Source organism: Roseibium sp. QJM3NY_11 (assembly GCF_056173175.1).
Genome location: NZ_CM149660.1, coordinates 1,070,001 through 1,096,550 on the forward strand (window position 1 = coordinate 1,070,001; position 26,550 = coordinate 1,096,550).

21 protein-coding genes, 1 tRNA gene, 2 rRNA genes, 2 pseudogenes and 1 other annotated feature are annotated in these 26,550 nt (G+C 53.7%); of the genes and pseudogenes, 14 read left to right on the top strand and 12 right to left on the bottom strand.

Features of this window, described 5'->3' with window-relative positions; translation table 11 throughout:
• The first annotated feature begins 227 nt into the window (after positions 1–227).
• From AC0VX3_RS04880 to AC0VX3_RS04890, 3 genes are all read left to right on the top strand, one after another.
• Positions 228–2,952 (top strand): 23S ribosomal RNA (locus AC0VX3_RS04880).
• A gap of 444 nt (positions 2,953–3,396) precedes the next feature.
• Positions 3,397–3,511, top strand: a 5S ribosomal RNA gene (gene rrf, locus AC0VX3_RS04885).
• A gap of 52 nt (positions 3,512–3,563) precedes the next feature.
• Positions 3,564–3,640 (top strand) — tRNA-Met (locus AC0VX3_RS04890).
• On the opposite strand, the gene AC0VX3_RS04895 is transcribed toward AC0VX3_RS04890, so the two are convergent.
• Positions 3,597–4,331 (bottom strand): hypothetical protein, encoded by a 735-nt coding sequence (locus tag AC0VX3_RS04895; RefSeq protein ID WP_475525135.1) that lies wholly within the window; start codon positions 4,329–4,331, stop codon positions 3,597–3,599. The genes AC0VX3_RS04890 and AC0VX3_RS04895 overlap by 44 nt on opposite strands.
• A 198-nt stretch (positions 4,332–4,529) precedes the next feature.
• On the opposite strand from AC0VX3_RS04895, the gene AC0VX3_RS04900 reads away from it, so the two are divergent.
• A protein-coding gene (locus tag AC0VX3_RS04900; protein WP_475521913.1) for an IS3 family transposase occupies positions 4,530–5,758 on the top strand; the annotation gives its coding sequence in 2 pieces (ribosomal slippage) (positions 4,530–4,818 and positions 4,818–5,758; 1,230 coding nt in all).
• Positions 4,811–4,927 (top strand) — a sequence feature (AL1L pseudoknot). It overlaps the preceding gene by 117 nt.
• Positions 5,759–6,237: 479 nt before the next feature.
• Complete coding sequence (locus tag AC0VX3_RS04905) at positions 6,238–6,519, top strand: fused MFS/spermidine synthase (RefSeq protein ID WP_475523777.1); 282 nt, start codon at positions 6,238–6,240, stop codon at positions 6,517–6,519.
• On the opposite strand, the gene AC0VX3_RS04910 is transcribed toward AC0VX3_RS04905, so the two are convergent.
• The 3 genes and pseudogenes from AC0VX3_RS04910 to AC0VX3_RS04920 form a co-directional block, all read right to left on the bottom strand.
• The gene (locus tag AC0VX3_RS04910) at positions 6,516–7,340 is read right to left on the bottom strand and encodes an NAD(P)/FAD-dependent oxidoreductase (RefSeq protein ID WP_475525262.1); all 825 of its coding nucleotides are present in this window, start codon (positions 7,338–7,340) and stop codon (positions 6,516–6,518) included. The genes AC0VX3_RS04905 and AC0VX3_RS04910 overlap by 4 nt on opposite strands.
• Positions 7,341–7,508: 168 nt before the next feature.
• Positions 7,509–7,586 (bottom strand): annotated as a pseudogene (locus AC0VX3_RS04915) (FAD-dependent monooxygenase); the annotation flags it as partial.
• On the bottom strand, positions 7,583–10,666 hold the full coding sequence (locus AC0VX3_RS04920) for a LodA/GoxA family CTQ-dependent oxidase (protein ID WP_475523778.1): 3,084 nt from the start codon (positions 10,664–10,666) through the stop codon (positions 7,583–7,585). The pseudogene AC0VX3_RS04915 and the gene AC0VX3_RS04920, both read right to left, overlap by 4 nt.
• Positions 10,667–10,938: 272 nt before the next feature.
• Here AC0VX3_RS04920 and AC0VX3_RS04925 point away from each other — a divergent pair, with 272 nt between their 5' ends.
• From AC0VX3_RS04925 to AC0VX3_RS04935, 3 genes are all read left to right on the top strand, one after another.
• Positions 10,939–11,997, top strand: a complete 1,059-nt coding sequence (locus AC0VX3_RS04925) for a trypsin-like serine peptidase (RefSeq protein ID WP_475523779.1) — start codon at positions 10,939–10,941, stop codon at positions 11,995–11,997.
• 20 nt (positions 11,998–12,017) lie between these two features.
• Positions 12,018–14,012, top strand: coding sequence for a protein-arginine deiminase family protein (locus AC0VX3_RS04930; protein ID WP_475523780.1), 1,995 nt, complete (start codon positions 12,018–12,020; stop codon positions 14,010–14,012).
• A 261-nt stretch (positions 14,013–14,273) separates the two neighbouring features.
• A protein-coding gene (locus AC0VX3_RS04935) for an IS630 family transposase (RefSeq protein WP_475523781.1) occupies positions 14,274–15,216 on the top strand; the annotation gives its coding sequence in 2 pieces (ribosomal slippage) (positions 14,274–14,609 and positions 14,611–15,216; 942 coding nt in all).
• A 130-nt stretch (positions 15,217–15,346) separates the two neighbouring features.
• Here AC0VX3_RS04935 and AC0VX3_RS04940 read toward each other — a convergent pair.
• Positions 15,347–16,434 (bottom strand): IS3 family transposase gene (locus AC0VX3_RS04940; RefSeq protein WP_475523782.1). Its coding sequence is split into 2 segments (ribosomal slippage): positions 15,347–16,173 and positions 16,173–16,434, totalling 1,089 coding nucleotides; the frame shifts between segments, so codons are not numbered across the junction.
• Positions 16,435–16,507: 73 nt separating this feature from the next.
• Between AC0VX3_RS04940 and AC0VX3_RS04945 the strand changes: the two are divergent.
• Positions 16,508–17,359: pseudogene (locus AC0VX3_RS04945) on the top strand (IS3 family transposase); the annotation flags it as partial.
• On the opposite strand, the gene AC0VX3_RS04950 reads toward AC0VX3_RS04945, so the two are convergent.
• Positions 17,325–17,624: a hypothetical protein gene (locus AC0VX3_RS04950; protein WP_475523783.1), complete on the bottom strand. Its 300-nt coding sequence runs from the start codon at positions 17,622–17,624 to the stop codon at positions 17,325–17,327. The pseudogene AC0VX3_RS04945 and the gene AC0VX3_RS04950 sit on opposite strands and share 35 nt — an antisense overlap.
• A gap of 15 nt (positions 17,625–17,639) precedes the next feature.
• Positions 17,640–18,785, bottom strand: a complete 1,146-nt coding sequence (locus tag AC0VX3_RS04955) for a Fic family protein (RefSeq protein WP_475523784.1) — start codon at positions 18,783–18,785, stop codon at positions 17,640–17,642.
• A 475-nt stretch (positions 18,786–19,260) separates the two neighbouring features.
• Here AC0VX3_RS04955 and AC0VX3_RS04960 point away from each other — a divergent pair, with 475 nt between their 5' ends.
• The 4 genes from AC0VX3_RS04960 to AC0VX3_RS04975 all read left to right on the top strand — a co-directional run bounded on the left by AC0VX3_RS04960 (position 19,261) and on the right by AC0VX3_RS04975 (position 22,123).
• Positions 19,261–19,767, top strand: coding sequence for an antirestriction protein ArdA (locus AC0VX3_RS04960; protein WP_475523785.1), 507 nt, complete (start codon positions 19,261–19,263; stop codon positions 19,765–19,767).
• Positions 19,768–19,779: 12 nt separating this feature from the next.
• Entirely contained in the window at positions 19,780–20,211 is a 432-nt protein-coding gene (locus tag AC0VX3_RS04965) for a hypothetical protein (protein WP_475523786.1), read from the top strand.
• Positions 20,212–20,503: 292 nt separating this feature from the next.
• The gene (locus AC0VX3_RS04970) at positions 20,504–21,241 is read left to right on the top strand and encodes a hypothetical protein (RefSeq protein ID WP_475523787.1); all 738 of its coding nucleotides are present in this window, start codon (positions 20,504–20,506) and stop codon (positions 21,239–21,241) included.
• 666 nt (positions 21,242–21,907) lie between these two features.
• Positions 21,908–22,123: a hypothetical protein gene (locus AC0VX3_RS04975; protein WP_475523788.1), complete on the top strand. Its 216-nt coding sequence runs from the start codon at positions 21,908–21,910 to the stop codon at positions 22,121–22,123.
• A gap of 57 nt (positions 22,124–22,180) precedes the next feature.
• Here the strand turns inward: AC0VX3_RS04975 and AC0VX3_RS04980 are convergent, their stop codons facing one another.
• Complete coding sequence (locus tag AC0VX3_RS04980) at positions 22,181–22,351, bottom strand: hypothetical protein (RefSeq protein WP_475523789.1); 171 nt, start codon at positions 22,349–22,351, stop codon at positions 22,181–22,183.
• Positions 22,348–22,950, bottom strand: coding sequence for a recombinase family protein (locus AC0VX3_RS04985; RefSeq protein ID WP_475523790.1), 603 nt, complete (start codon positions 22,948–22,950; stop codon positions 22,348–22,350). The genes AC0VX3_RS04980 and AC0VX3_RS04985 overlap by 4 nt, the downstream gene beginning before the upstream one ends.
• 161 nt (positions 22,951–23,111) lie before the next feature.
• Between AC0VX3_RS04985 and AC0VX3_RS04990 the strand changes: the two genes are divergently transcribed.
• Complete coding sequence (locus AC0VX3_RS04990) at positions 23,112–23,459, top strand: hypothetical protein (protein ID WP_475523791.1); 348 nt, start codon at positions 23,112–23,114, stop codon at positions 23,457–23,459.
• On the opposite strand, the gene AC0VX3_RS04995 is transcribed toward AC0VX3_RS04990, so the two are convergent.
• From AC0VX3_RS04995 to AC0VX3_RS05005, 3 genes are all read right to left on the bottom strand, one after another.
• The gene (locus AC0VX3_RS04995; protein ID WP_475523792.1) at positions 23,456–24,238 is read right to left on the bottom strand and encodes a hypothetical protein; all 783 of its coding nucleotides are present in this window, start codon (positions 24,236–24,238) and stop codon (positions 23,456–23,458) included. The genes AC0VX3_RS04990 and AC0VX3_RS04995 overlap by 4 nt on opposite strands.
• A gap of 102 nt (positions 24,239–24,340) precedes the next feature.
• Positions 24,341–25,660: a relaxase/mobilization nuclease domain-containing protein gene (locus tag AC0VX3_RS05000; protein WP_475523793.1), complete on the bottom strand. Its 1,320-nt coding sequence runs from the start codon at positions 25,658–25,660 to the stop codon at positions 24,341–24,343.
• Positions 25,657–26,034 (bottom strand): hypothetical protein, encoded by a 378-nt coding sequence (locus AC0VX3_RS05005; protein ID WP_475523794.1) that lies wholly within the window; start codon positions 26,032–26,034, stop codon positions 25,657–25,659. The genes AC0VX3_RS05000 and AC0VX3_RS05005 overlap by 4 nt, the downstream gene beginning before the upstream one ends.
• Positions 26,035–26,550: the final 516 nt, after the last annotated feature.

The following is a 26,550-nucleotide window of genomic DNA, read 5'->3' on the forward strand; positions in this document are numbered from 1 at the left end:
TTTTGGGATTATCTGAGTGTTTAGGCGCTCGGGTGGTTCGAATACGGCGGTGCAGGCAAAGATGATCTTTTTGTGTTTGGCCTTCTGTCGGGTTTGTGTGCGGTAACGCGCTCAAGCAGTTGGCGGTTGGTCGGGCAAAAGGAATTGTCTTGGAGTTGTCCGGATTGGCCGAACCGCAGGTTCGGCGCGATGGGGCACTGTTCAAGATGAGCATTGATAATGAGAGTGATCAAGTGAAAGAAGGGCATTCGGTGGATGCCTTGGCGACAAGAGGCGATGAAGGACGTGATACGCTGCGATAAGCGTCGGGGAGCTGCGAATAAGCTTTGATCCGGCGATTTCCGAATGGGGAAACCCACTCCGTATGGAGTACCCGCAAGGGAGCAAACCCGGGGAACTGAAACATCTAAGTACCCGGAGGAAAGGACATCAACCGAGACTCCGTTAGTAGTGGCGAGCGAACGCGGACCAGGCCAGTGGCTAAGATTTAAGAACCGGAACCGTCTGGAAAGTCGGGCCTTAGCGGGTGATAGCCCCGTACGGGTAGAAATTATCTTAGTCCTCGAGTAGGGCGGGACACGTGAAATCCTGTCTGAACGTGGGGGGACCACCCTCCAAGCCTAAGTACTCCTTGTCGACCGATAGCGAACAAGTACCGTGAGGGAAAGGTGAAAAGTACCCCGACGAGGGGAGTGAAACAGTTCCTGAAACCGGATGCCTACAAACAGTTGGAGGGCGCAAGCCTGACAGCGTACCTTTTGTATAATGGGTCAGCGACTTAATTTAACGAGCAAGCTTAAGCCGGTAGGTGTAGGCGCAGCGAAAGCGAGTCTTAATAGGGCGTTTTAGTTCGTTGGATTAGACCCGAAACCGAGTGATCTAGCCATGGCCAGGTTGAAGGTGCGGTAACACGCACTGGAGGACCGAACCCACGCCTGTTGAAAAAGTCGGGGATGAGCTGTGGCTAGGGGTGAAAGGCCAATCAAACTCGGAAATAGCTGGTTCTCCGCGAAATCTATTTAGGTAGAGCGTCGGATGAATACTCTCGGGGGTAGAGCACTGGATGGGCTATGGGGGCTTACCGCCTTACTGATCCTAACCAAACTCCGAATACCGAGAAGTACTATCCGGCAGACACACAGTGGGTGCTAACGTCCATTGTGGAGAGGGAAACAACCCTGACCGCCAGTTAAGGTCCCTAAGTTATGGCTAAGTGGGAAAGGATGTAGAACTCCCAAAACAACCAGGATGTTGGCTTAGAAGCAGCCATCATTTAAAGAAAGCGTAACAGCTCACTGGTCTAATCAAGGGGTTCCGCGCCGAAAATGTACCGGGGCTCAAGCCATACACCGAAACTGCGGGTGCATCCTTCGGGATGCGCGGTAGCGGAGCGTTCTGTAAGTCTGCGAAGGGGGACCCGCGAGGGCTCCTGGAGATATCAGAAGTGCGAATGCTGACATGAGTAACGATAAAGAGTGTGAGAGACACTCTCGCCGAAAGTCCAAGGGTTCCTGCGCAACGCTAATCGGCGCAGGGTTAGCCGGCCCCTAAGGCGAGGCCGAAAGGCGTAGTCGATGGGAATGCAGTTAATATTCTGCAGCTTGTGGGTAGTGACGGATGCCGTGTGTTGTATCTCCTTATTGGATTGGGGGTGCAGCGAAGGTGTTCCAGGAAATAGCTCCCACGTATAAACCGTACCCGAAACCGACACAGGTGGACTGGTAGAGCATACCAAGGCGCTTGAGAGAACTATGCTGAAGGAACTCGGCAAAATGCTCCCGTAAGTTCGCGAGAAGGGAGACCTCTTTCTGGGCAACCGGAGAGGGGTGGCACAGACCAGGGGGTGGCGACTGTTTATCAAAAACACAGGGCTCTGCGAAGTCGCAAGACGACGTATAGGGTCTGACGCCTGCCCGGTGCTGGAAGGTTAAGAGGAGGTGTGCAAGCACCGAATTGAAGCCCCAGTAAACGGCGGCCGTAACTATAACGGTCCTAAGGTAGCGAAATTCCTTGTCGGGTAAGTTCCGACCTGCACGAATGGCGTAACGACTTCCCCGCTGTCTCCAGCATAGACTCAGTGAAATTGAATTCCCCGTGAAGATGCGGGGTTCCTGCGGTCAGACGGAAAGACCCCGTGCACCTTTACTACAGCTTCACACTGGTATTCGTCACGACATGTGTAGGATAGGTGGTAGACGTTGAAGCCTTGGCGCCAGCTGAGGTGGAGTCACCCTTGAAATACCACCCTTGTCGTCATGGATATCTAACCGCGGTACAACCATATCCGGGACCGTGTGTGGCGGGTAGTTTGACTGGGGCGGTCGCCTCCCAAATGGTAACGGAGGCGCGCGAAGGTGGGCTCAGAGCGGTCGGAAATCGCTCGTTGAGTGCAATGGCATAAGCCTGCCTGACTGCGAGACTGACAAGTCGAGCAGAGACGAAAGTCGGCCATAGTGATCCGGTGGTCCCTCGTGGAAGGGCCATCGCTCAACGGATAAAAGGTACGCCGGGGATAACAGGCTGATGATGCCCAAGAGTCCATATCGACGGCATTGTTTGGCACCTCGATGTCGACTCATCACATCCTGGGGCTGGAGCAGGTCCCAAGGGTTTGGCTGTTCGCCAATTAAAGTGGTACGTGAGTTGGGTTCAGAACGTCGCGAGACAGTTCGGTCCCTATCTGCCGTGGGTGTAGGAGAATTGAGAGGATCTGTCCCTAGTACGAGAGGACCGGGATGGACGTACCTCTGGTGGACCTGTTGTGGCGCCAGCCGCATTGCAGGGTAGCTATGTACGGAAGGGATAACCGCTGAAAGCATCTAAGCGGGAAACCCACCTCAAAACCAGTTCTCCCTGAAGAGCCGTGGAAGACCACCACGTCGATAGGAAGCGTGTGGAAGTGCAGCAATGCATGGAGCTTAGCTTTACTAATAGCTCGTTCGGCTTGATCCTCTCATTAGTCAATGCTCATCTTGAAGGGTGCGCATCGTGCCAAACCTACGGTTTGGCCCATCCGGACCCTTCAATCTGATTGTTTGTTTTGTTCTCACGGACGTACCGGTCCTTAACGACCTGTCCTGGGAACCACGCGGCCTGACCGGCCGGCGGCCGCTTGGCCTTGCCTTCGCTGCGCTCGGAACAGTCGTTCCCTCGCAACGCCGGCAGTAAGCAGCCCGAAAACAGCCAATCACATCAAAATCATCGATAAGACCAGTTTGTTCTCAGCGCTTCACGCTCAAAACCCGCAAGGGAAAAGAGCCGAACCGATAGGTTCGCAAAGCGCGACCGCGCGTCGGCCACAATTGGCCGCGCCTGCGCAGGTTAGGGCCAAAGGCCCGCTCAACCGTGAGCACAAACAAACAGACCAGTTTTACCAAGCAAACTGCGCTTCGCCGGCCTGGTGGCCCCAGCGGGGAGCCCCCACCCGATCCCATCCCGAACTCGGCCGTGAAACTCCCCAGCGCCAATGGTACTGCATCTTAAGGTGTGGGAGAGTAGGTCGCCGCCAGGCCTGCAAAACGCAGTTTGACAAAAAAATCTCTTCAACAAAAATACCCAATTAACGCGGGATGGAGCAGTCCGGTAGCTCGTCAGGCTCATAACCTGAAGGTCGCAGGTTCAAATCCTGCTCCCGCAACCAACTTAACTTGCTGATCATCAGTCTCAAATGCTCCTGAAGCCTTAACCGGCTCCAGGAGCTTTTTGTGTTTGAGGATCTCCGTCTCGTTGAACTTCAGCTGAGACGGGTGGCTTGCTGAGATCGCCAAGATCCCGGCAAGGTCACCGTGAAGATCAACAACCAGACGGTCTTCGCGATCGTCTGGTGTCAGTACGATCTTCTCGATGAGTGATCTGATCAGTTCTGCAGCCTCTGGGCGGCTGTCTGCCACATTGAGGGCTTCCAGAAGATTTTTGACTTGTGTGTGGTAGCGTTCTGCCATGGACGGGTGCAGCAGCGGTGGCGCTTCTGCAACGTCCTGAAGCATGGCTTCCAGTTCAATGCGTCTTGCTTCGAGTGCATGCATCTTGTCTTTGATCGGCGCTACAGGCGCGCCTTCAGAAATTGCGTCGACCATTTGATCGAGTTTTTTCTTCGTATGCTGTAATTCCTGTTTGTGTCCCTCAAGCGAGATATTGTGGTTCCGGCGCAGTTCGTTCAAGTGCGCCGTATACTCTTTGCAGAAGAGTTCACACAGCTCCGGGTCCATCAGGTGAGCGCGGAGCGCTTTCAGGACGTCTTGATCCAGTGTATCGCGTTTGAACCCCTTGCGGTTGTCGCAGGTGCCTTTGTTGCGGGCGTTGGAACATCCAAGGTGCGTTTGGGAAATCATGGAATAGCCGCCACCACAGCTGCCGCATTTGATCAGACCTGAGAAGAGGTTCTTGGGACGCTGCTTGGCCCAGAACGGTTTTGTGTTTGCGTTGAGCCTGCCCTGGCGGTCGCGCACTGCCTGCCATAGGTCTTCATCGATGATGTGAACCGCCCCGGGTTTGCCGGAGGCTCCAACTCCTGAGTAGGATGGAGCACCATGAGCAAAACGACGAACAAGTTTTCCCCTGAAGTACGTGAACGAGCGGTCCGCTTTGTGCTGGATAATGAGAGCCAGCACGGGTCACGCTGGCAGGCGATCGTTTCGATTTCGGCGAAGATCGGTTGCTCGGCGCACACGCTGAACGAGTGGGTGAAGAAGGCCGAGGTGAACAACGGCTCCAGGCCGGGTATCCCGAGCGAGATGACCGATAAGATGAAGGCTCTGGAGCGGGAAAACCGTGAGCTTCGCCAGGCCAATGAGATCCTGCGTAAGGCGTCTGCTTATTTTGCTCAGGCGGAGCTCGACCGCCCACTGAAGCGATGATTTCCTTCATTGATGAACACCGTTCGGTGCTCGGGGTCGAGCCGATCTGCAAACTGCTGCCGATTGCCCCGTCGACTTATTACCATGCCATCGCCAAACGGGTCGATGCGGGTCGTCTGTCGGCGCGTGGTCGCCGCGATATCGCTCTGAAGATCGAGATCCGTCGTGTGTTCGAAGAGAACTTCCGGGTCTATGGCGTGCGCAAGGTCTGGCGGCAATTGCAGCGGGAGGGCTTCGATGTCGCCCGTTGCACCGTGGCGCGGCTCATGAGGGCGATGGGGCTTCAAGGGATCATCCGTGGCAAGCCGGTCAAAACGACGTTTCCGGACAAGTCGGCACCCAGTCCGCTCGACCGCGTGAACCGTCAGTTCAGGGCTCCGGCACCGAACAGGCTCTGGGTTTCGGATTTCACATATGTGTCCACCTGGCAGGGCTTCGTCTACGTCGCTTTCGTCATCGATGCATTTGCCCGGCGTATCGTCGGCTGGCGTGTCAGCAGGACGGCGCATGCGACCTTCGTTCTTGATGCCCTGGAGCAAGCACTTCATGACCGACGTCCCGTTCATGGCGGTGGCCTCGTGCATCACTCGGACAGGGGTGTCCAGTACGTGTCCATTCGCTATTCCGAGCGGCTGGCAGAAGCAGGCATTGAGCCCTCGGTCGGGAGCGTAGGCGACTCATATGACAATGCTCTCGCCGAAACGATCAACGGTCTTTACAAGGCCGAGGTCATTCATCGACGTGGACCGTGGCGCAACTGCGAAGCCGTCGAGTTTGCCACACTCGAATGGGTCGACTGGTTCAATCACCGGCGTCTTCTGGAGCCCATAGGAAACATCCCTCCGGCTGAAGCGGAGGAACGATACTACGCCACGCTGGATCAACCGGCGGTCGCAGCATAACTTAAACCAAACAGCCTCCGGAAAACCCGGGGCGGTTCAATCCGACTTTTACGGCTGTCTTCAACAGATCCGTCAGCATGCAATGTTCCACTAGTAGTGCTTCTTTTCGACAATATACACTAAGTTGCACAAATCGGGAGAGACACTCCGGTAACCGGCGTCTGTAAAGGCATCAAGGAGCTGCAGCGGTCAACGTTGCAAGCTGGTCACCACGTGTTGACCACCGTCACAAGGAGGGTGGCCGCATTGCTCAAAAGCAAACAGAGTTCATCTTCGCATTCTGTATCGATTTGGGTTTCGATTTTGTGCGATCGCATTACAAGCAAAGCTCGGACCGAACGAGACCAAAGGCAACATCCCACGAGCATCTTTGAACTTTCGGGTATCTCAGTAACCGATGCTGCAGGAGCACTAGGTTTGGATCGACACTTCTTGGAGGTGGGCAGTGAACCATCCAAACCAACTTTTAGGAGGCCATCTTGCGGTTCTGGACCACGATCAGCCTGATCCTTGTTTTGTCTATAGTGGGGCTCGCCTATGAGATCGCCGCCGGCCGCGTCCTCGCACCATTCTTCGGTACATCATTGGTGACATGGACAGCGGTCATCGCGACCGTCCTGGCCGGTTTTTCGGTTGGCAGCGCACTGGGGGGGCTCGTGGCTGAACGCGAGCGCCACGCTGCGGTGAGCAACGTGTGTGCGGCACTTGTCGCGACGGCAATTCTGATGGCGCTATCACCTAGCATTTTTGGGTTCTTCTAAAGTGTGCCTTGGCAAGATGAATGATCAGTTGGGGTTGTTTGGAGATCCATTTGCAGGAGGGATTGCATATGGCTGTATCTGGCCAAGTACTGCGACCACACATTAGCAATTTCCGCACAATAGGCGGCGCGAGCAGCTTCTCCGCCGGTCAAAGTCTCTGCGGCCGCTAATCCAGTGCGCACAGCGTTCAGCAATCCTTGCGCTGCAACAGGGTCAAAGGCTATCGCTGCATCGCCGCATGCGACCCAGCCTGGCCCCGCCGGCCTTGGGCAAACACTCGCTGATGCATCGGCGAACTGAAGATGAGCGGCGGTAAATGCCGCTGGATTCAATCGACGCGCTAAAACACCTGTTTGCAAAAGCATCGCCTGCCAGCGATTGGGTCTTCGACGGAGCGATAAAGCATTTTCGACGGAGGTATGGTAGGCAGCAATAGGGCGACCCGAAGGCAGGATGGCACCATACCACCAACCATTGCGTTGGGACTCGATCAAGGTTTTGGTGGTGGCCTCCATCTCTTCTATCGGTGTTCCAATCGCCCAAACGGCGATCTGGCGGGTCTGCCAGTGACGGGTCACGCGGCATGATCTTGCGACTACGCCGCTTCGCCCCGTCGCGTCGACGATCAGCTTAGCTGTCCGGAAGCGTTTGCCGTCCAGGTACATTGACCAGTGGTCGTCGTTCCGCTTTAGGTGCCTGACCTTGCAACGAAGTTGCATCGCCCCCGCTTTTTCGGCGGCAGCAACCAAAGCTGCATCGAAGCCGCTGCGATCGAGCCGCCAATCCGGTCCGCCAGGACGCGTCAATGCATCCTCGATCACAACTGGTCCGCCCCAAGCTGATACGGTGCCGCCGATCGGACGGTGGTGTGAAGCGTCCAATGGACCGGGTAATCGGTGCCGCGCCAGTATCTCCGCTGCAAATGCTGGCAACGTCTCACCAATCCGCGGGCCTGGGCGTGGTCCAGGATCGATGAGGAGCACTCCAAATCCGCGCCGCGCCAGACTGGTTGCGGCGATGGCGCCTGCAGGCCCCGCACCAATTACCGCAACGTCTTCGTGGGTCACCGGCGGCGGCGACGCAAATTGATCGCGTCTTGCAAATGTTCCTCAGTGTTCCAACCAGAGCGTTGCAACTGGAGACTTCGCGCTGTTACCCGCTCAGCTTTGACGGCCAATGCTGCGGCGGCTTTCATCGAAGCCTGCAGTGACGGGGCCACAGTTTCGACATACAGGATTTCCGGAAAGTCTGGAACGTCTTTGACACCGTCTCGTGCTTCAACGATGCCTTGCTGTCCGAAGATCGCAATCATCCGCTCCATGCGTTTCACGATATCCGGCGCCTCGTCGATAAAACGATACCAGCTGGCACGCCTGTTGTATGCTGCGATACGCTCCTCTAGTGGGACGGACGGATCTATGACGATCTGATAGTCGGGTTCAGTCAATACTTGGTTAGGCACGCGTGCAGGCCAGAAGGTGGGCAGATAAGGGTCGAACCCAGGTTCATAGCCCGAACGGCAATAGGCGGTGTCCCCCTGCCAGGGCACGCCCATCCACCGTGTCAGGTCGCCGGCCCGTTGACCATGCAGCGGACCGGATGGCGAGAGCGCAACGGCGGGAGACAGACTGGGCCCGTAATCCTCATATTCCGTATTTGCCTTACGGCGAATGCGGAACGGTGCTGCGTACATCGACGAATGCCGCATGGGCCACGTCAGTTCGCAGCCCGGGTGAAATGCATCCGCAAGGCAGAAATGCAAGGCGGCCTGATCGAGCATGGCAGGCCGATCCTCCAAAGGCACCTGGTCGAGGGACTCAGGAGGTTTGTGATTTGGATCCCAATCGGCAAGAAAATCACCCGTGACCCAACGACCGAGATGTAGAGCTTGGACCGAGGGTAGCGCCAGCATCGTGCGGGGGCTTTTGGCGTCCAAGTCTCCACCAAAATCATCACCATATATCCAAGGCCAGACCCTCGGCTCGTTAACAGTGGTTTGTGTCGGCCGGAACGCATTCATAATCTGCTGTCGAAGTTCCTGCCAAGGGTCTTCGGCGCCCGGTGCACGGGAAAGGCGCGCCAACAGGGATTGATCGTCAAAGTTCATGGGCCCGCCGCTACCGAACATTGTTGCAAAGCCCTTGTTCACCCATTGCAGGTTGGACAATCGCTGCAATTGAGGCAGGACATCCTTAGTAAAGGAAGTCGTGGCGGGTACCGGTAGCGCTCCGCTCGCGACGAACGTGTCTGTCATAAGATCGTACATCGTACGCCAGCCAATCACGTCGGGCGCATAATTCGGCGGTGCCACAACGACCCAGGCTCCATCGACAGGTACCGGCCGACCGTTGATCGAAACCTCTGCCGTTACCGGCCCGTCTGACGTATCGTCGTACCAGGTGTCGGCATTGTTGAACGTATCTGGCTCATTCGGATCGTATGGTGGCGCACCTACAAGAGATTTGGAAACTCCCCGGCCACCCAGAACAAGCAGTTGTCCCAAAGCCGTGGTCTGGAGTTCTCCCAGATAGATTTTGTTTTCCTCGTGCCCACTGACTGCAAAGCTTCCCGTATCAAAAGTGTGCTCTGCTCCTCCTGAAACAGAGATGCCAGAGATCGATCGCGGGCCGGGAGTAATGGCGAGCTTCTCGCGCGCAGATTGCGACCTCTCGCTCGCATTACGACGGAGCACCTTCAAGTCGGCGGTTTCCGGAATGTCCATCGCGGTTATGAACCGGTACCACTGTGCCTTCCGGTTGGCGAGTTCCACGGTCCACGTGATCGCTGCGTTGTTTACATTCAACTCCCGGACTACTTCTCCTGCGGCGTTAAATCCATATATCCGGAACTTCGCCGCTTGACGTTTCAGATTATCGCCGTCGCGATAGAAGCCGGCACCTTCCCTCGGTGGGCTTATGATTTCAGGGCCTACGAAAAACGCATCTTGAGCGTCTCCGAGTCGCGCGACCCCGATCGCAGGGTGAATTGCAGCCCGAACAATAGTCGTGTCCTTGCACGGTGGCAGGTCTGGGATTGGTCGGGACTGGTCGGGTTCGCCGTCGGGAACACCATTGGCATTGCGACGGGTCTCGGCAGATGCTGCGTAGACAACTCGGCGGGCATCGGCAATCGAGCCCTGCGGCGCATGTTCGGCGGTAACACGCCATATATTCCAGGACAAATTTTCGCCATAGGCAGCCTGTCCGCGGTCATCGATATCCTGCTGGTGCAATTCAATGTCGGCGACGTGCACAAACGGGCTTTCGTCTTCGGGCCATGCCACAGTCGCGGCATCCAACGGCATTGAATCGGGATTCGTGCGATCTTGGATCATGAAGCGGAAGCCAGCTGGGCCATCAGCTAAGCGTTTTCGAAGGTCGGCGCTTAGATAGGTCGGGTCTGTCGGTTGCTTCGATGGCGGGTCGAGATGAAATTCAGGCTCGAGTTTGTATTTGACGTACCTACCTGGCCCTAGGGCGAAAGGCAGAATGCTCCAGTAGGGCGATGCCAGAACTGAGGCAACGGACTTTCTCATTTCATCAAGAATCTTGGCTGTTTTGGGATGATCGTCCAGATACTTTTGATAGTTACCATCGACGACACCTGCATTTGTGAATTCGCACATGTCCTTGGCGGTATCGACGAAAAACACGTCCATGTTCTGAAAAATGAAATCGAATGTCGTATCATCCGGAGCACCGAAGATTTTGGGTGTCGGTGTATCAAACAGCTTCAGCCCGACCCCCACGGTGGTTTGAAAGTCCGATGCTGTCTGTATGGTGTCTGACGAAAATCGCATCCACAGCGGGTACTCTTTGTGACTGAACAAGCCCACCGCCAAGTTCTCCGGCAAGTCCGGTCGAACCCGAAAGGTTCCCTGAACCACGCCGTGAGGTTTCAGGAATACCGGACGAAGGGCCGGACATTGGCCTGCATTGATCCGGCCCATTTGGACAATATCCACAAACATCGAAACCAAAGAACCTATTGGGTCTGCATCACAATCGATGGCCGGTGTGGTTTTGTGTACAGCTTTTTCTAGTCGATGCATTACTTTTCCACCCATAAGAAAGCGACAATTAAAAGACAAATCTGACGAGGTAAGAAATCCAATAGGAATACTGATACCTTTTGCGAAAAATTGCACGTAAAAGTTTCATTTAACTTTGTGTAGTCGCGCGTAGGTGAGGTGTAAGCCACCCCGACAAACTTCATCGCTCTTACAAAGACGAAAGGTTAATCATAAGGCCAAAGGTCTCCAGCGGTGACGAGCAAGTATTAGCGGTGACAAATCGGATGCAGACCTATAGCTAAGCAGAGCGCAGTGTTGAAGCGTTTTGCTCATCGCAGCGCGAATTACACGAAGATTTGATTGCATATAACTTAAAGTTGTGTTTTAGTGCAACTGGAGAAGGTATCATGCTAAATTATTCGATTGAAGAGCTCCGTAACATCTTAGAGTTTCGACGTCATCGAACAACATCAGAGACTCACGAAATTATTTTGGGTGCTCCTGCGCCGGCCGATTCAATTGGCGGGATTTCGCGGAAAGATATTGACGATGCCTTCCCAAGGAGTGACGGAAATGATCCGAGAGAGCAAGATCCAATCTCAGAGGTTTCGTCAAAAGACATTGTTGACGAAATACGCGCGCGTCAGAAGTCGATTTATGGCGATGATGATCGCGTCGAGGTCACAAACTGTACTCTCGAAGAGCGTAAAGACCTTGCTCGCTCTGTCGCGGCAATTATCCCGAGGTCCCGTCTTTTCAGTACGGGCGGGGACCAGGTCAATATTGGCGGTGCAACCTTAGCGCAGAGATACGCCGCGATTGGTAAGCCGCTTTGCGACCGCGAGGCTTTTCGAGACCAGCCTAGTAGCGCAACAGGCTCTGCGTTCTTGGTAACACCCAACATTGCCGCTACAGCACACCATTGCCTTAACGAAGACAATTCTGCACTTCATTGCTTGATATTTGAATTTGAACTCGGGCAAGACGGCATTGCGCCCACGAAGTTCAATGTAGATCAACTTTATCCAGTGAAGCGCTTTCTCGACGGTAAGATCAATAATGCCGGAGAAGATTGGGCGCTCGTTGAGTTGGAGAGGCCGGTCGCTGATCGCGACCCGCTCGTCCTTCGCGAAGATGGCGCACCGGAAGAACATACCCCACTGTTTGTGATTGGACACCCTTCTGGGTTGCCCAAAAAAATTGCCGGAAATGCAGAAATACGGGATAATTCGATTGCGTCGCATTTTGTTGCCAATCTCGACACATATGGTGGAAACTCAGGCTCCCCCGTTTTTAATGCGCTCACAAATAAGGTTGAAGCGATTCTGGTTCGTGGGGCTGCTGACTTTGTACCCATGGGCAATTGTTACTCATCATTGATTTGTCCAATTACAGGGTGTCGCGGAGAAGACTGCTCGCGAATATCCGATGTTGTTAAGTCACTTCAGCAATCACCGTTAGCATAATAATTCCCGAGGAGAGGAAGATGGATAAAAACCTAATTCTCGAGTCACGTCGTGATGCTTACACGACATTTGCCTTGGACTTCGAAAAAGGGACTATCAAGCTAAAAGATGGTGGAGGTTTATCGGTTATCGTAATTGAAATAGCGACACGGGACTCGCGATCGCTGAAAGCGGGCGAGCTCGTCGATTTAGAAGAAATTGATACGAACAACATCTACGTTGAAGCCCCGCCCGGTGTTCACGGAGATATATCAATCGAATTCGAGTTTGCCGATGACCAAGGCACGAAAGACTTCAATGTTTCAACGACGGTGCCGCTCGTACGGCTCGACTGTGATGCTGATCGCGACGGAGTGATTGGCGAGGATGAACCTGGAAAAGCCAATTGGATCTGGGGAGCAAATGGTCACGGCGCGATCGTCCTCGTTGACAATGACCAAGATGACGATGATCCAACACGGCTGGAAGAGAGAGAGCAAATTATTGTGCGCCCATCCGGCGTTGCTGCAAATAATACAAATTTTCGTCTGGCATTAGAAGTCGCGCCTGAAGCCGCTCACCACATCTCAGTTTTACGAAAAACGAGTTCTGGCTTTGAAAAAGTTCTCGGCCGCCGACCGGGTGACAATTTGCAAAGCGTCACAAATATTGGTTATGTCAGCCTTGAAGGTGAAACGCTCTACGTTGCCGCGCATGCTTTTCCGGGACCTTACTTTGAAGGCCTGTTGGTATTCAACTTGCTGCTCCTCACTCCGTCTGGAGACCATTACCAGATTTCAGGGATGGATAGAATATTGATGCGAGTTGCCCCATGGGTCATGACGCCAAATACGCAGCCTGCGAAAAAAATATACACGACACAGATCAAAAGGGATAACGGCGGCATCACGGCGAACGAACTCTTTTTGAAAGGTTTGAAAACGGCCGTAGAAGCAGAGGGGCTGGAACTCGAGATCATTGGCTTTGACGATCACAATGGTGATCGATGGATTCAGGATGAAATAGAAATCGGATATTCGCGCAGCCATCGCGGTTCGCTGCCCGTCGTTTTCGACAGTCCTCGTGACCGAGGTCTCGATGATTATCCAGAAACCCGCATGCTTGGACCCGACTTTGGGCATTTTGTCGTCGGAGGGGGGATTCCTAATAGCCTTGATTCCTTCGGTAATCTTGAAGTTTCGCCGCCTGTCACTGTAAACGGGATAAACTATCCCCTGGGTCGAATAATTGTTGGTGGACGCAAAGCTGGCGAACTTGGACGGGACACTAACCAAATGATGGCAGAAGTACGCCAGTTCCTATACGCTCAACGTGTTCAATTTCCATTCGAGGTGTATACTGACTGGCTGGCTGTGGGACATGTCGACGAGATCGTTTGTTTTGTGTCGGATTCAAATGCACCAAAAGGGTTTCGGTGCCTGCTAGCGAGTCCTGAGCTGAGCAAGTCAATTCTGAAAAACTTACTGGATGCGGGGCACGGCAGTGTAAAACTATTCGAAGGTCTCAATCGAATAAATCGGTTCGGTGATATCATTGGCTCGGCTGAGACCACCGTTGAAGAATTGGTGCGCAAGACTGAGTTCTGGCGAGGTAATGACGAATACCAAGCAATTATGGATGGTGTCAGGGCTACCCTCATTCAAGAGCTTGGACTGAACGACGATGATTTCCGCGATGTTCCTGTCGTCTTTAAAGTTGATAGACGAGAAAATGGCGACTTGTACCGGACCTTGGCCTACTTTCCAGATATGGTGAACCACTTAGTACACAAAGATCTCAGCATAGTGCCTAAGCCGTATGGACCCAAAATTGACGGTATATGTGCGTTCGAAAAAGCGTTTCGCGATGCCGTCCCAAGTCGTCGCGTAACATTTATTGATGACTGGTATTCCTATCACGAGGTGTCAGGTGAGGTGCATTGCGGGACAAACGCTCTGCGAGAGCCCTACGCTGTCTCGCGATGGTGGCAAACAACACCAGAGGGTGGTTTTGATATTAAAGCGCTCCAAGTTTAGTTTGAGGTAGTGGCAACTCTTAGACCGTCAATCGCTGTCGCGCGCTTACGATGTTCACTTCTCTTGTCTCATAAAGCGCTATTCGCTGGTGAACCTATTGAGGCCACTGTTTTTGGGCAATATCCATTTCTGTGTAGCTGCGGTGCTTGAAACCGTTTATACGCTGTTAGAGCGGTTCATGTTTATTCAGAATCGTAAGGGATTCCCATTTTCATTGATTTGTGATTCAAGATTGATGCTGGATTTGGAGGCCAGCATCACATGACAGCACCTCTTTCCAATGATCTTCGCAAGCGGGTAGTCGCGGCGGTTCTTTGTGGCGAAAGCTGCCGATCTGTTGCCACGCGTTTTGGCGTTTCGGTGTCTTCCGTTGTGAAGTGGTCTCAGCGCTATCGCGAGACGGGCTCGGTGGCACCGAAACAGATTGGTGGTTATCGGAAGCCGGTTCTGGAGCCGTATCGTGACTTCATCATCGAACGGATCAATCAAACACCGCATCTTACTCTGCATGGTCTGAAAGAAGAGCTGTCCGCTCGCGGGGTTAAGGTCTCGCACAATGCGGTCTGGCAGTTCTTGCGGCGCGAGGGCCTCCGGTTCAAAAAAAACACTGTTTGCTCTTGAGCAAGCTCGCAATGACGTTGCGCGAAGGCGGCGGCGCTGGAGATCCTTTCAGGGGCGTCTTGACCCGGAACGTTTGGTTTTCATCGACGAAACCTGGATCAAGACCAACATGGCTCCCCTGCGTGGTTGGGGGGCAAAGGGCAAACGCCTTCGTGGCTTTGCGCCGCACGGTCACTGGCGCACACTGACCTTTCTCGGCGCGCTGCGCTGGCATGGCCTGACCGCACCGTGTGTCTTTGATGGTCCGATCAATGGACAATGCTTCCGCGCCTATGTCGAACAGATCCTCGTCCCGACGCTCAAAACAGGCGACATCGTAATCCTGGACAATCTGGGAAGTCATAAGTCAGCCAGCGTGCGTCAGTTGATCAAGGCCGCCGGAGCCAGGATCTGGTTCCTGCCACCCTACTCACCGGATCTCAATCCAATCGAACAAGCATTTGCCAAAATTAAGCATTGGATGCGAACTGCTCAGAAACGTTCAATAGAAGACACTTGGCGACACGTCGGCGCCCTCGTCGCAGATATTCAGCCAGGCGAGTGTGCAAACTATATCACAAACGCCGGATATGCTTCCGTCTAAACATGAAACGCTCTAGCTCTCCAAAATGTGAACGGCTCGAATTTGCCTCAATAGAAGCGCCTAAAATCGCGGCAAAAAATGCCGTTACTTGGGTAATCATCCCATTTTTCGTCGGGTCGAAAACTGGACTTCAGGCCGCTGTTTTGAGTTTCATTGCGGGTGTAATGCCGCCGATGGCCATGTTGGGCCGCTCGTTGTTGTATGTCCATAGCCAGCGTGTGGCGTGGTCTTGAGCCTCCTCGATCGTTTCGAATATGTATTGTCCGAGCCATTCATGGCGTACCGTTCGGTTGTAGCGCTCGACATAGGCGTTCTGTTGCGGTTTGCCGGGCTGGATGTACTGCAAGCCGATCCCACGCCTTGAGGCCCATATTTGCAGGGCGGCACTGACGTTTTCCGGACCATTGTCCACCCGGATGTTCAAGGGCTGGCCGCGCCATTCGATGATCCGCTCCAACGTGCGGATAACCCGAAGGGCCGGAATGGAAATGTCGACCTCAATGCCGAGACCTTCCCGATTGAAGTCGTCCAGAACGTTCAAGGTCCTGAAGCTGCGCCCGTCTGCCAACTGATCAGACATGAAATCCATCGACCAGGTCATGTTCGGGCCATCCGGCACAGCCAAAGGTTCCGGCTTTTCCCGAACCAGACGCTTCTTGGGCTTGATGCGCAGGTTCAGTTCAAGCGAACGATAAATCCGCCGGACCCGCTTGTGGTTCCATGCGAAGCCTTTGACATTGCGCAGATAAAGGAAACACAAGCCGAAGCCCCAGGTGCGATGCGCCGTCGTAAGACGGACCAGCCAGTCCGCGATCTCGCCATTTTCATCGCCCAGTTTGCGCTCATAACGATAGCAGCTTTCGCTGATCTGGAACGTTCGGCAGGCAAGCGCGATGCTCACGCCACGCAGCCGGACTGCACTGATGGCCATCTCCTTGCGCCGAGACGGCCTCAAGGCTTTTTTCCCAGAGCATCCTTCAGCAGCTCGTTCTGCATCGCCATCTCGGCATACATCTTCTTCAGACGGCGGTTCTCGTCGGCCATGGCCTTCATGTCCGCCATCAACGACGCATCCATGCCGCCGTATTTCGAGCGCCAATTGTAGTAGGTCGCGTTGCTGATCCCGTGTTCCCGGCAAAGATCGGCAACCGGCACACCGCTCTCACCCTGCTTTAAAATCGTCAGGATCTGGCTTTCCGTAAATCTTGATTTCTTCATCTCGTTCTCCAAGCGTATCAAAGGCCGGAGAAGTCCAATTTTCAATCCAGTGGTTTTTGGGGATGATTACCGCGGGATTGCTGGGCGGAAAGAAATGATCGACCGCGAGCATAAGCTATCCGTCGTGCGCCAGGCGAAGCTTCTCGGCTTCAGCCGTAGCAGTGTCTACTATTCGCCGCGTCCAGTATCCGATGGCGATCTGGCTCTGATGCGCCGGATCGACGAACTGCATCTCGACTATCCCTTTGCCGGAAGTCGAATGTTGCAAGGGCTCTTGAATGGAGAAGGGCTGGAGACTGGGCGGCTGCACGTCACCACGCTGATGAAGAAGATGGGCATCGAAGCGATCTATCGCCGCCCGAGCACCTCGAAACCAGCGCCAGGGCACAAAATCTATCCCTACCTCCTGCACAAGCTTTCGGTCACCCGGCCCAACCAGGTGTGGGCAATGGACATAACCTACGTTCCGATGGCTCGCGGTTTTGTCTATCTCTGTGCCGTTGTGGACTGGTTCAGCCGGAGGGTTCTGTCGTGGAGGCTGTCGATCACGATGGAGGCAGCCTTCTGCATCCAGGCAGTCGAGGAGGCACTGGCTCGCTATGGCAAGCCAGAAATATTCAACACCGACCAAGGTTCGCAGTTCACTTCCATCAACTTTACGGCGGTGCTGAAGAAAGCTGAGATCGCCATCTCGATGGACGGCAAGGGTGCGTGGCGGGACAACGTATTCGTCGAACGGCTCTGGCGTTCGATCAAATACGAGGAAGTCTACCTCCACGCTTACAAGACCGTGTCCGAGGCCCGCGCTGGCATCAGCCGCTATCTGACCTTTTACAATAGCCGACGCCCACATTCATCCCTTGACCGGCAGACGCCGGATCAGGCCTACTTCAACGCGCTGACGCCGATGATGGCGGCGGCATAATCGAGGCGGAAATCCACTTAGCAAAACGCCCCGATCTGTTCAGACAAACCGAGCCAGCTCTCTCGATAGAGTGCCTTCCATTGTAAAGCATCGGCATAACAAGTGTATCGCGTTGCGCGTATAACTCCTTTTCGATCACTAGTTTGGCAAGTTCTAGTGCAGCCTCGATATAACCTTCTGCGTAGGAAGTCGGATCGCCTTGTCTGCCGATCAATGCGTTCCATTCAGAGTTATCAGGCAAGAAGAAAAAAGGGTCTTCTGACATTGTTCAAACCTATCCTTATTCCTCCGGAAACAGTCCCGGCATCCAGCGTCCTATTAGCTTGGCGGGGAAGGCGAGGAGGAGTGGGGCGCGGCTGCTTTCTGATTTTAGAGCGCCGGACTCGATCAAGGCCGATGTAATGCGGCGCGCCGTGCGATCACTGGCTCCCAACATCTCAGCCACCTCGCTGCGGCTAAGCTCGCCCTGAAAGAGTATGGCTTTGAGCACCAGGTCGGATTTTGCAGGCAGAGCGCCTGCTCGCATTTCTTCCTCTGCCCAGATCATGATCCGGTCACGTAGCCGATCCGGCTTCATCAGCCCTTCCATGAAGTCGATTTGATCAATGCAGATCGTGAGAAAGAATTCCGTGAAGTTGGAAAGGGCGCTTTCACTCAAACTACCGCGTCCATCGCGATCACCACGGCGCGGCTCATCACAGGCCTGTAAGTGCGTTTTATAGGCCGCTTCATTGCGTGCCAGCCCCCGCGCAATCGACCATAATCCGCCCGTGTTGAGCGTCTGGCGCAGCATAGCATAGGACATCAATCGCGCAACGCGGCCATTGCCATCAAGGAAAGGGTGCACCCAAAGCATGCGGTGATGCGCACAGGCTGACGCCAATATGGAGTCGATCTTGCCCGATCTGCGATAAGCATTATGCAGACGATCTAAAAAACGCGGCACAGAGCCCGGGCTGATCGCAAAATGCCGTCCAACCCGTACGTCGCTTTCCCGCAGCTCTCCCGGTACAACGCGCAAACGCTCGCCCGTGTCTGGGTTCTCGACGAAGAGCAGATCTTCGGGCAAAAGCGCGCAAAAGCGGCGATGGATTTCCAGAAGGCTTGCCGGCGCTGTTGGCGCATCCTCAAGGCCGTTATTATCAACCCATTTCTGAACCTCGATATGGGCCTTGGCTTCAAGCTGCAAATCCCGTTTTTTGGGATCAGCGCTGTAGTCATCCTTGAGTGCACGCTCGATATCGACAGGATGCGTGTTATGCCCCTCAATCAGATTGCTGTAGTAGCAATTCATCGAGCGGATCAGATCAGCCAGGGCAGAAGCCGTGGAAGCAGGAAGGCTACTGCGAAAGGCGGCAGTGCGCTCAGCCAATTCGAGAGCCAGATCATTGAGCTTTGATCTGTCACCCGATCCCTCGCTCACCATCAAAGGCTCGAATAATCCTATCGACTCCCCTTCATCCCTTATAGTCATTATTTCCTCAATTTTGGCCGCTTTGATGGCTGTTTTTGTTTCTTATTTTCATTATATAATACATATGTTTATATGATTTGTCACGAAATTTAGACCGCCATTTTGTCCGCTTTAGTGGCCGGTTCTGTGACCGCTATAAAGGAGGGGCGTCCAGGCGGGCTGTCGTGAACCGAGCCTGTCGTCTCGGCCGGTCGGCTTCCATCCCTGACGCATGAGCATTGAACTGCTTTGCAGCGCTTGCTCTTAGTCGGAAAAGCCAAGAGGCCTTGCCTCTTTCTCCCCGCAAGGAAAATAGACACTGGCCGTGGCTCGGCTTTGCCTGCGCCCGCACCACCCAGCATCGATTTTCCTTGTCCCCTCCCATCTCCATCCTCGGCCGGAAGCAGGGTTGTATGAACAACCCACTTTTGATTTGGAGGATTTATCTATGACTTATCTCTTTGCTCAGCCTTACGACATCTCAGCGCGAGGCTTCTATTTTTCAGACTTTGAAGACTACCAAACCAAGGCAGCCAAGGCCGTAAACAGCCACGGGCAGCGCGTGGAAGAATTCGAGATCCAGTTTATCGATGGCGATGACATCGATTGCGAACTCGCCAAAGCCTACGGGATTAATCATGCCAATCTAAAAAGCTATTTCAGCGCCGTTGATGAACTGGACGAAGACGAAAAGAAAACGGTGATCTTGGCCGTGGGGGAATGCGGCCAAGACATCGAGCGTGTTCTTGGCTATATCGGCGGCGTGGATCTGGAAATCTACTATCTGTCCAACATGCGGGAGCTGGCTGAGCAGTTTGTCGAAGCAGGCCTGTTCGGTGAGATCCCCGAGCGCCTGCAATACTACCTTGATTATGATGCTATCGCCCGTGACCTGTCGGCGGACTACGCCGAGACGGTCATCGCTGGTGAAACCCTTATCTATCGCTGCGCGTAGAAGGAGGGGATCATGACACCGACCGAAACCTTGGAAACTGAATTGGAATGCGGCGGATATTGCGCGGGACGCCCTTGGTATTATCTGCTCGGCGGCAAACGACCGACCTTGAAGCAAATCTGCGCCTATGCCGAGCGATTTGAAAAGCGCGGATACAGGGCAGAAGAAATCGACGCTGCGCATAGATTACCCGAGCCCAAACGCACGGCAACGCTTTCAAAGATCCGCGCTGAAATCATGGACGAGCTGCGCAGGGATATCAGCGGTTACCGACAAGCCGTAAGGAATCTATCGGCCTACAGGAAAAACCACCAACCCGAAGTCAGCCCAAATATCTGTGATGATGTACATGTCGCCATGAGCCTGAAATTCCCCCATCTGCTGAATGATTTCATCGATCTGCAGAAGCTGAATTCGATACCGTCTCAGCTCGAACCGTTTTGATTGGTTTGAGGGGCAAGTCTCTTGCCTTTCTGCCCCATGGCGAATGTGGGGGTGCAAATGCAAGGGGATGGGTGCGTGCGCAGGGCTTGCCCGAGCCACGGTTCCTCTTGCATGCAGCGGGGGCAAAGCCCCTAGTTTTAAGCCAATAATGGTCAGTATATCGGCCATAATTGGCTAACTATCGCCATTGTCGATAGTTTTTGGGCTTGGTTCTATTGCCCTCAAACGCTACTAAGGGTTGATGTGGGGGCGAGCTGATTTGAAACTTCCGGTATTTGGTACGATTTGCGTCATGGCGTTCATTCTGTTGGCAACAGCGAACGCGATGATAGTACCGCAAGACCCGTCCGCATCTTGCGAAACCCACGCATGTATTTTCGTTAGAACCTTCAGTGAATACCAAACGCTTTTAGGGGCGGGCTTGGCAATTCTGGCTGCTTATATAGCCGCTCGCCCCGCGTGGCAGCAGCTTCAAAAAATGAGATTGCAGCAAGATATCGCCGCCCGATCCGCCATTGTAGATAGACTCAAAGCAATGGAAAAAAATGGGAGGGAAATGGAATCCGAAATCGACCCTCTCATGCAGGAGATCTGGAGAACTATCTATGATTATGTTGGCTTAGATGAAGTGGAATACGATCCGGAAACCTTAAATGTACATTGGGCGCATAATAAAATGCATCAATGTAGTTCCATAGCTGCAGAGCTCGAAAAACAGCAAAACAGAATGCGTGATACGCATAAAATCGAAGAAGCACGTCAAAAGGTGATCGAGGCGATGAGGGGGCTAGAGAATTGCTTCGATGATATCAGTGCTTATGCGAGGAACTCCGGCGACCCATTCGTGACGTCAGAGATCGAAGAAAAGCTTCAAAATCTTGAAGTGTCAGGTTGTGACGAACTCCCCCAAAAAGCCGATGCCGCAAGTGATGCCCACAAAGAGGCGCAGAAGATCATAGCATCTGAAACCCAGGCAATTCGTCGGCGGCTTCGCCAGATTGATGATGCCATTCTTGCTGAGCCCGATTGAGCGGTTTTTTACTCCGGGGCTACGGCTAAGGCACAAAGGCCGGGAGGAAATTACGCCTATCCAACTCGGCCTCGATAGCGGCCAAAGTAGCGCGTATCGCAGGTAAATCCGCCGGATCAATCTGCGGGCAGGTCAGGGCGCGGAAGAGTAATTTTTGCAATCCATAAAGGGCCTGGTCACTAAGCCTTCCAAGTTCATCTCGTCCTATCCATCCATTCATATGAGCCTCCGTTTCGCTTTGGACCCAGCTAATGCGGGTCGTCTCGCTGATCGGAGAGGCATGCGGCTGTTCGGCGATAACACCCATGAGGGGCGCAACATCAGAAGTGGAGCAGGAAGGCCTAAGCCGTCCTTGTCATCCAGCCGGGCAGACCATGTCAGAACCGAAAAAAGCCATAGACCCGCGCGATCGCAGGGGCAGCAGAAACGGTGCGTTGAAATTTGGATTGGCGTTGGTGAAACGCATTCGAAGCGCCAGAGATCTTCTGTTGGATCGGTGGAGCTCGTCTTTAACGCTGTCTTCCTGACCGAACGTGGGCTGCCGTCAAGTGCCTGCCCGCGCCGGTTCGTCAAAAAACTCACCCGTGTTGGACATGACCGCAGCCCTTCCCCGCCCGATCTTTCGGGAAGGCGTAGACAAGCCAAACCGAACCAAAGGAGAAAATCATGGCACACACAAACGAAAACCAACCCACTCAAGCAACCAACGCACCGGACTTTCTTGCCTGGCACGTGATCGACAAAGGCGAAAAGTCATACTGGAACAAGGTGGGAGCTGCCTGGAAGCACAAGGATGACAAAGGCTTCACCCTCCAGCTCGAAGTCGTCCCCATCAATGGCCGCATTGTCATGCGCCAACCACTGGATGACCCGAAAAGTTGATACCGATAGGGAGCGCCACAGGCGCTTCCTTCTATTTTGACCCTGAAACCGAACGGTTCAATCAACCTTGTTTTTGAGGTCCAGAAGGTTTTGCTGCCGGAATAGGGCATCGGTTACTTGTTCCAGGCGCTCTCGAGAGCATCGCACAGCACATTCCAATTCTATCAAACTGGTCATGGTGTCGATCAGCTGATCAAGTTCTTCATCGGTTATGATTGTCTTGTTCATGTGGCCAACTCCATTCGCTTGAATGCGCGATCCAGCGTCACCGGATTGACCCCATATTGCGCAGCAATCTTCTCCCTTGGTTCTCCCATCTGATGAATTGCTGCATGCGCCGAAGCGATTTGCTGCGGTCGAAGGCTATAGGGGCGGCCAATGGACTTGCCTCTCCGTCTTGCTGCTTCCATGCCGGCCAACGTGTTTTCGATGATGATATCCCGTTGGAACTCAGCAAACGCGGAAAACAGGTGATAGACCAGCTTGCCTCCGGGTGTACTGGTGTTGACGGCTTCTGCGATTGAGCAGAAATGAATGCCATCTCGTCGAAAGCGGACAAGGAGATCCGACAGGTGCAGCACGGAGCGTCCCAAACGGTCGAGCTTCAGGACAACGACCGTGTCGCCGGATCTCAGTTCCTTCAAAAGGTCGTCCAATCCGGGGCGTGCTGACTTCGCACCGGAGACGCCGTGGTCTGTAAAGATCTTGTCACAGGGAAGAGACGTCAGGGCGTCCAGCTGTATCCGAAGCTTTTGATCGAACGTGGAAACGCGGGCATAACCGATCTTGCGACCGGTGCATTCTAAGTGTGGCCAACTGGTGTTCATATCGGCCTCCTGTCATGGACAAAAGGGAACCCTTTTGTGTGGTTGGCAGGAAGGGGTGTTTTGTGTGGTGGGTGAAAATCAAAACCGCATAAACGCGGTCTTTCTTGCTGCATTAATTCCATAATTCTAATTCAATATAAGTATAACAAAAGCCTTCCCTTATGTTTGCTGTAAATCGCGAATTTCTTGCAAGCTTTATCGTGTTTTTGATGGGATTCTGCATGCCCGGGTATGCAGAAGAGCGATTTACGTCAAAGGACTTTCTGGAATGGAAAGAAGAAGAACGATCTTCCTACATTCAAATATCCCTAATCACAGTAAGCACGATTGCCAGCCGGAATGACCCAACCCAGTCAACCTGCATTGGCGACTGGTATGATCGTAACAAAGATGGCGCCAACGACTACATCTATGATGTCATGAAAAAGAATACCGACCACCACCCGGTCGCCATCATACTGGCCATCGCGGAAAAGGAATGCGGGTCGTTCCAATATGGGCAGAACTAGAAAGTCAGATCGGTGGGATTTGCGGTGGGCGCGACCGACGAGCCAGTCTCAGATCGAGGGGCCGATGGTTGACTATCGAAGCTGCGTTCTATGGCCGAAACCTCACTATCAAGCGCATCAATGGCTTCTGAGATCTTGTCTTGTTCGTCGCTTAACGACTGCAATTCACTTGCCGTCGGCGGGCTATCCTCGTCCTCGAGAGCATCCATAATCTCCCCAAGGCGAAGACTCTGTTTATCGCCTTCCGTCTTGAGTTCTTCAAGCTTTGAGCGCCCTTCTATCCGTTCGAGGTAAGTCTCGTAGGTCGGACGACCGTCCCAATTAAGGCCCTGCACAATAATCGGGTCGACTAACTCGCCATCGGCTGTAAGTACTGCGCCGTCGTCACGCATGAATGCCTTGCGGCCATCGGGCAGCGTTACCGCCTGATCGAGTGTTGCTTCGATCTGGCTTCCAAATTTGGTGGCGGCTCGTTCGATGCGATCCTGTAAATCTGTCAATCGCGCTTGAGCCGAGCGGTTGTTCTCAGCCACTTGCTGGTGAAGCTGGGCATAGGCCAGATCGTTGAGAAGCAGGAATTCCAGCGTTGAGAGTTTGCCATTTGAGTTCTTCTTGCCGGTTCTGGCAGAATGAATCTCGTCGAAGGCCTCAGCGCTTAGGAATCGATGTTGACGTCCAACTTCGTTACCCTGAAGCTCGTTGTTGTAGTCTTCAAGATCCTGGGCCTTGGCCCGCTCCCTTTGCGCCTGCGCGATATAATTGAATTCCTTCGTATGCATGCCCTTATTCTGAATTCTCAATAAAATACAATTATCTAGTCAATGCTTCCATTCTACCATATTGGCAGGAATGATTGCAAAAAGAGAGCATTGAGCCAAGAGTCATGGCTCAAGTTCCAGGTCATCGTCACCTCGGTAGAGCCCCCGAGCGCGCCGCAGTTTCTGCGGGGTCGGCGTATTGAATTCCTTGCTCAGGCTCTGCTGCCGTTTTTTGCTGGGGTCCATTCTTGCAGCTATCTCTCGCTGGAGTTCAGCGCGTTCCAACTGATGGTGCTGCTTTAGTTTGCGGGCCGACCTTTGTAACGCCTGTCGTTCTTCAAGGTGTTTGGTGATCTGACCGTCTCTTTCCGCTTCATCCCGTTTGAGCGCTTCCCAGGCCTCATATTCGTTCTGTCGCCGGATCTTGCCGTATTTACCAGTTAGACGGCTCCAGATACCGCCAAGGCCATTTGGCAACCGTTCCGTCCGCCGCTTGTTCTCCTCATCCCTGCGGCTTTGCTGTGCGTCTTGCAGGTCCTGTCGTTCTTGCTGTTGGCGCTTTTTGACCTGGTGAAGCTTGTCTTTGATCGGTTTTCTTTGCCGGTCTTGTTTAGCTTTCAGATCCTCGGACAGGTTTTGCAGCTTTTCCGTCCAACGGGCATTCAACAGGGCTTTGGTCTCATTGACGGTTGGTAGTGTGGAGGGATTGCCCAGCTTACCGCTGAGTTCCTTTGTTTTTACGCCGGTGTCTCTGGAAAGGGAAAAGACTTCGCCTTGAATATCGACGACGACAAACCCCCGACGATCACCTTTGGCCAGAAGATAGCCATAGCTTTGCAAAGCGCTCTCGAAGGCATCCTTGGAATCTGAGCCCTGCCAACACTCCCGAAGAAAAGCCTTGCGCAATCTGGGGTCTTGTTTTGTCCGTTGGGCTTGCTGCCATTCAGCCAAGTTGAAGTTCAACGGGTTCCGAGCAGATCGATGGAGAATGCCGGTTGGAATGTCCCAATCATGCTCCAGATAAAGGTCTCTGGAAACGTCCATAAGCCGGTTCTTGAAAAAAGGCATGGGGACAGCCTTCATCTCCTGACTGTCAATGCGGCTCCAGACAGCATGACAATGCCGTCTGCCATCCTTCTCATGAAACACAATTGCTCTTGGACAATCCTCGAGCGCGAGTTCAGCTTCTATGCGTTCAACAGCCTCTTCGAACTCTTCGATGGAAACGGATACATCGGATGGTGGGTTCATGCTGAGCGAGAACAGGTGCTTTGAGCAGCGGGTGCCCTTGGCTACGCATTCAGCCTCGATGAGCGCATCGGTCAGATCATCACTCGAGAAACCGCGCAGATCATAAACTTCAGCATGCTCGTTGTCGCTGACGTTGAGAAGGTGGGATGCGAGTTCCCGCGCGCTTCCTCTGACTGAGCCCTTGAGGATCATTCAGCACCTCCAGGGCGCACACCAAGGGCCTTCAATAGTTCTTCGCGGATTTCTTCGACAGCTTCGCAGGCTTCCAGAAGGGATTGTTCCGTGTCTGGAGTGACGGGCAACGAGCCTGTGTTCACGGCTCGTGCAAGCTGGTTAAGATTGCTGGATAGCCGAGACTGCCCCAGTGCGCCCAAAACACGACCAAGGGCAACATGGTCTTTGACGGGATGTTTGCCTCTCGTCTTGCGCGGCTTGGCATCCTTGCCCAAGACCTGTTTGCGAATGTAAGCGCCAAGCGGAATGCCTGCTGCTTCTTCTTCCAACTTTGCCCGTTCCTCGAACGTCAACCTCAGTGAAAATGGAACATTGATCAGTGTTTTTGCCATAGCGAGTCCTTTCCGGACCCGGTCTGGCGGCGAAAACAACTCTCCTAACACATTCAATGTGTTAGGAGCCGTAACGCCATCCCGAGATATCTGTTGCTAGTAGGAGTAGGCTAAGCGGGTTGCGTGCTCCCGCAACCAAATAATAAAGCCGCCCACAAAGGGCGGCTTTTTTTTTGGTAACGAATACAGATTTTAACCTGGCCAGCAGCCCGCAAGAAGGGCAACCCCCGACGCAGGGGGACAAAAAAACACTCAAATCAACCTCCCGAAACCAGATAACAACCCCGTCAGAATAGCTGGCGGGGTTTTTTGTTGCTCAACGGATGCCGGTCAGAACCTGCTCGCCTGTTTTGAGCTGCTGCTGGTTTCGTGGACACCGAGTTAAGGTGTTTTTGACCTGCCACTGATCTTTCATTCAGCCGCGACCGGAGCCCCGAAACCCGAGCGAATGCTCCGCGTGACGGGGGAGGGGCAATGGCATTACCAACGGGATCGGGTGCGGGGATTCAGCAAGTC

Bases quoted from the DNA above. Each gene is read 5' to 3' on its own strand.
- AC0VX3_RS04895 (WP_475525135.1), bottom strand. From the start codon at position 4,331: ATGATTTCCCAAACGCACCTTGGATGTTCCAACGCCCGCAACAAAGGC.
- AC0VX3_RS04925 (WP_475523779.1), top strand. From the start codon at position 10,939: ATGCTAAATTATTCGATTGAAGAGCTCCGTAACATCTTAGAGTTTCGA.
- AC0VX3_RS04930 (WP_475523780.1), top strand. From the start codon at position 12,018: ATGGATAAAAACCTAATTCTCGAGTCACGTCGTGATGCTTACACGACA.
- AC0VX3_RS04950 (WP_475523783.1), bottom strand. From the start codon at position 17,624: ATGTCAGAAGACCCTTTTTTCTTCTTGCCTGATAACTCTGAATGGAAC.
- AC0VX3_RS04955 (WP_475523784.1), bottom strand. From the start codon at position 18,785: ATGGTGAGCGAGGGATCGGGTGACAGATCAAAGCTCAATGATCTGGCT.
- AC0VX3_RS04960 (WP_475523785.1), top strand. From the start codon at position 19,261: ATGACTTATCTCTTTGCTCAGCCTTACGACATCTCAGCGCGAGGCTTC.
- AC0VX3_RS04965 (WP_475523786.1), top strand. From the start codon at position 19,780: ATGACACCGACCGAAACCTTGGAAACTGAATTGGAATGCGGCGGATAT.
- AC0VX3_RS04970 (WP_475523787.1), top strand. From the start codon at position 20,504: ATGGCGTTCATTCTGTTGGCAACAGCGAACGCGATGATAGTACCGCAA.
- AC0VX3_RS04975 (WP_475523788.1), top strand. From the start codon at position 21,908: ATGGCACACACAAACGAAAACCAACCCACTCAAGCAACCAACGCACCG.
- AC0VX3_RS04980 (WP_475523789.1), bottom strand. From the start codon at position 22,351: ATGAACAAGACAATCATAACCGATGAAGAACTTGATCAGCTGATCGAC.
- AC0VX3_RS04985 (WP_475523790.1), bottom strand. From the start codon at position 22,950: ATGAACACCAGTTGGCCACACTTAGAATGCACCGGTCGCAAGATCGGT.
- AC0VX3_RS04990 (WP_475523791.1), top strand. From the start codon at position 23,112: ATGTTTGCTGTAAATCGCGAATTTCTTGCAAGCTTTATCGTGTTTTTG.
- AC0VX3_RS04995 (WP_475523792.1), bottom strand. From the start codon at position 24,238: ATGCATACGAAGGAATTCAATTATATCGCGCAGGCGCAAAGGGAGCGG.
- AC0VX3_RS05000 (WP_475523793.1), bottom strand. From the start codon at position 25,660: ATGATCCTCAAGGGCTCAGTCAGAGGAAGCGCGCGGGAACTCGCATCC.
- AC0VX3_RS05005 (WP_475523794.1), bottom strand. From the start codon at position 26,034: ATGGCAAAAACACTGATCAATGTTCCATTTTCACTGAGGTTGACGTTC.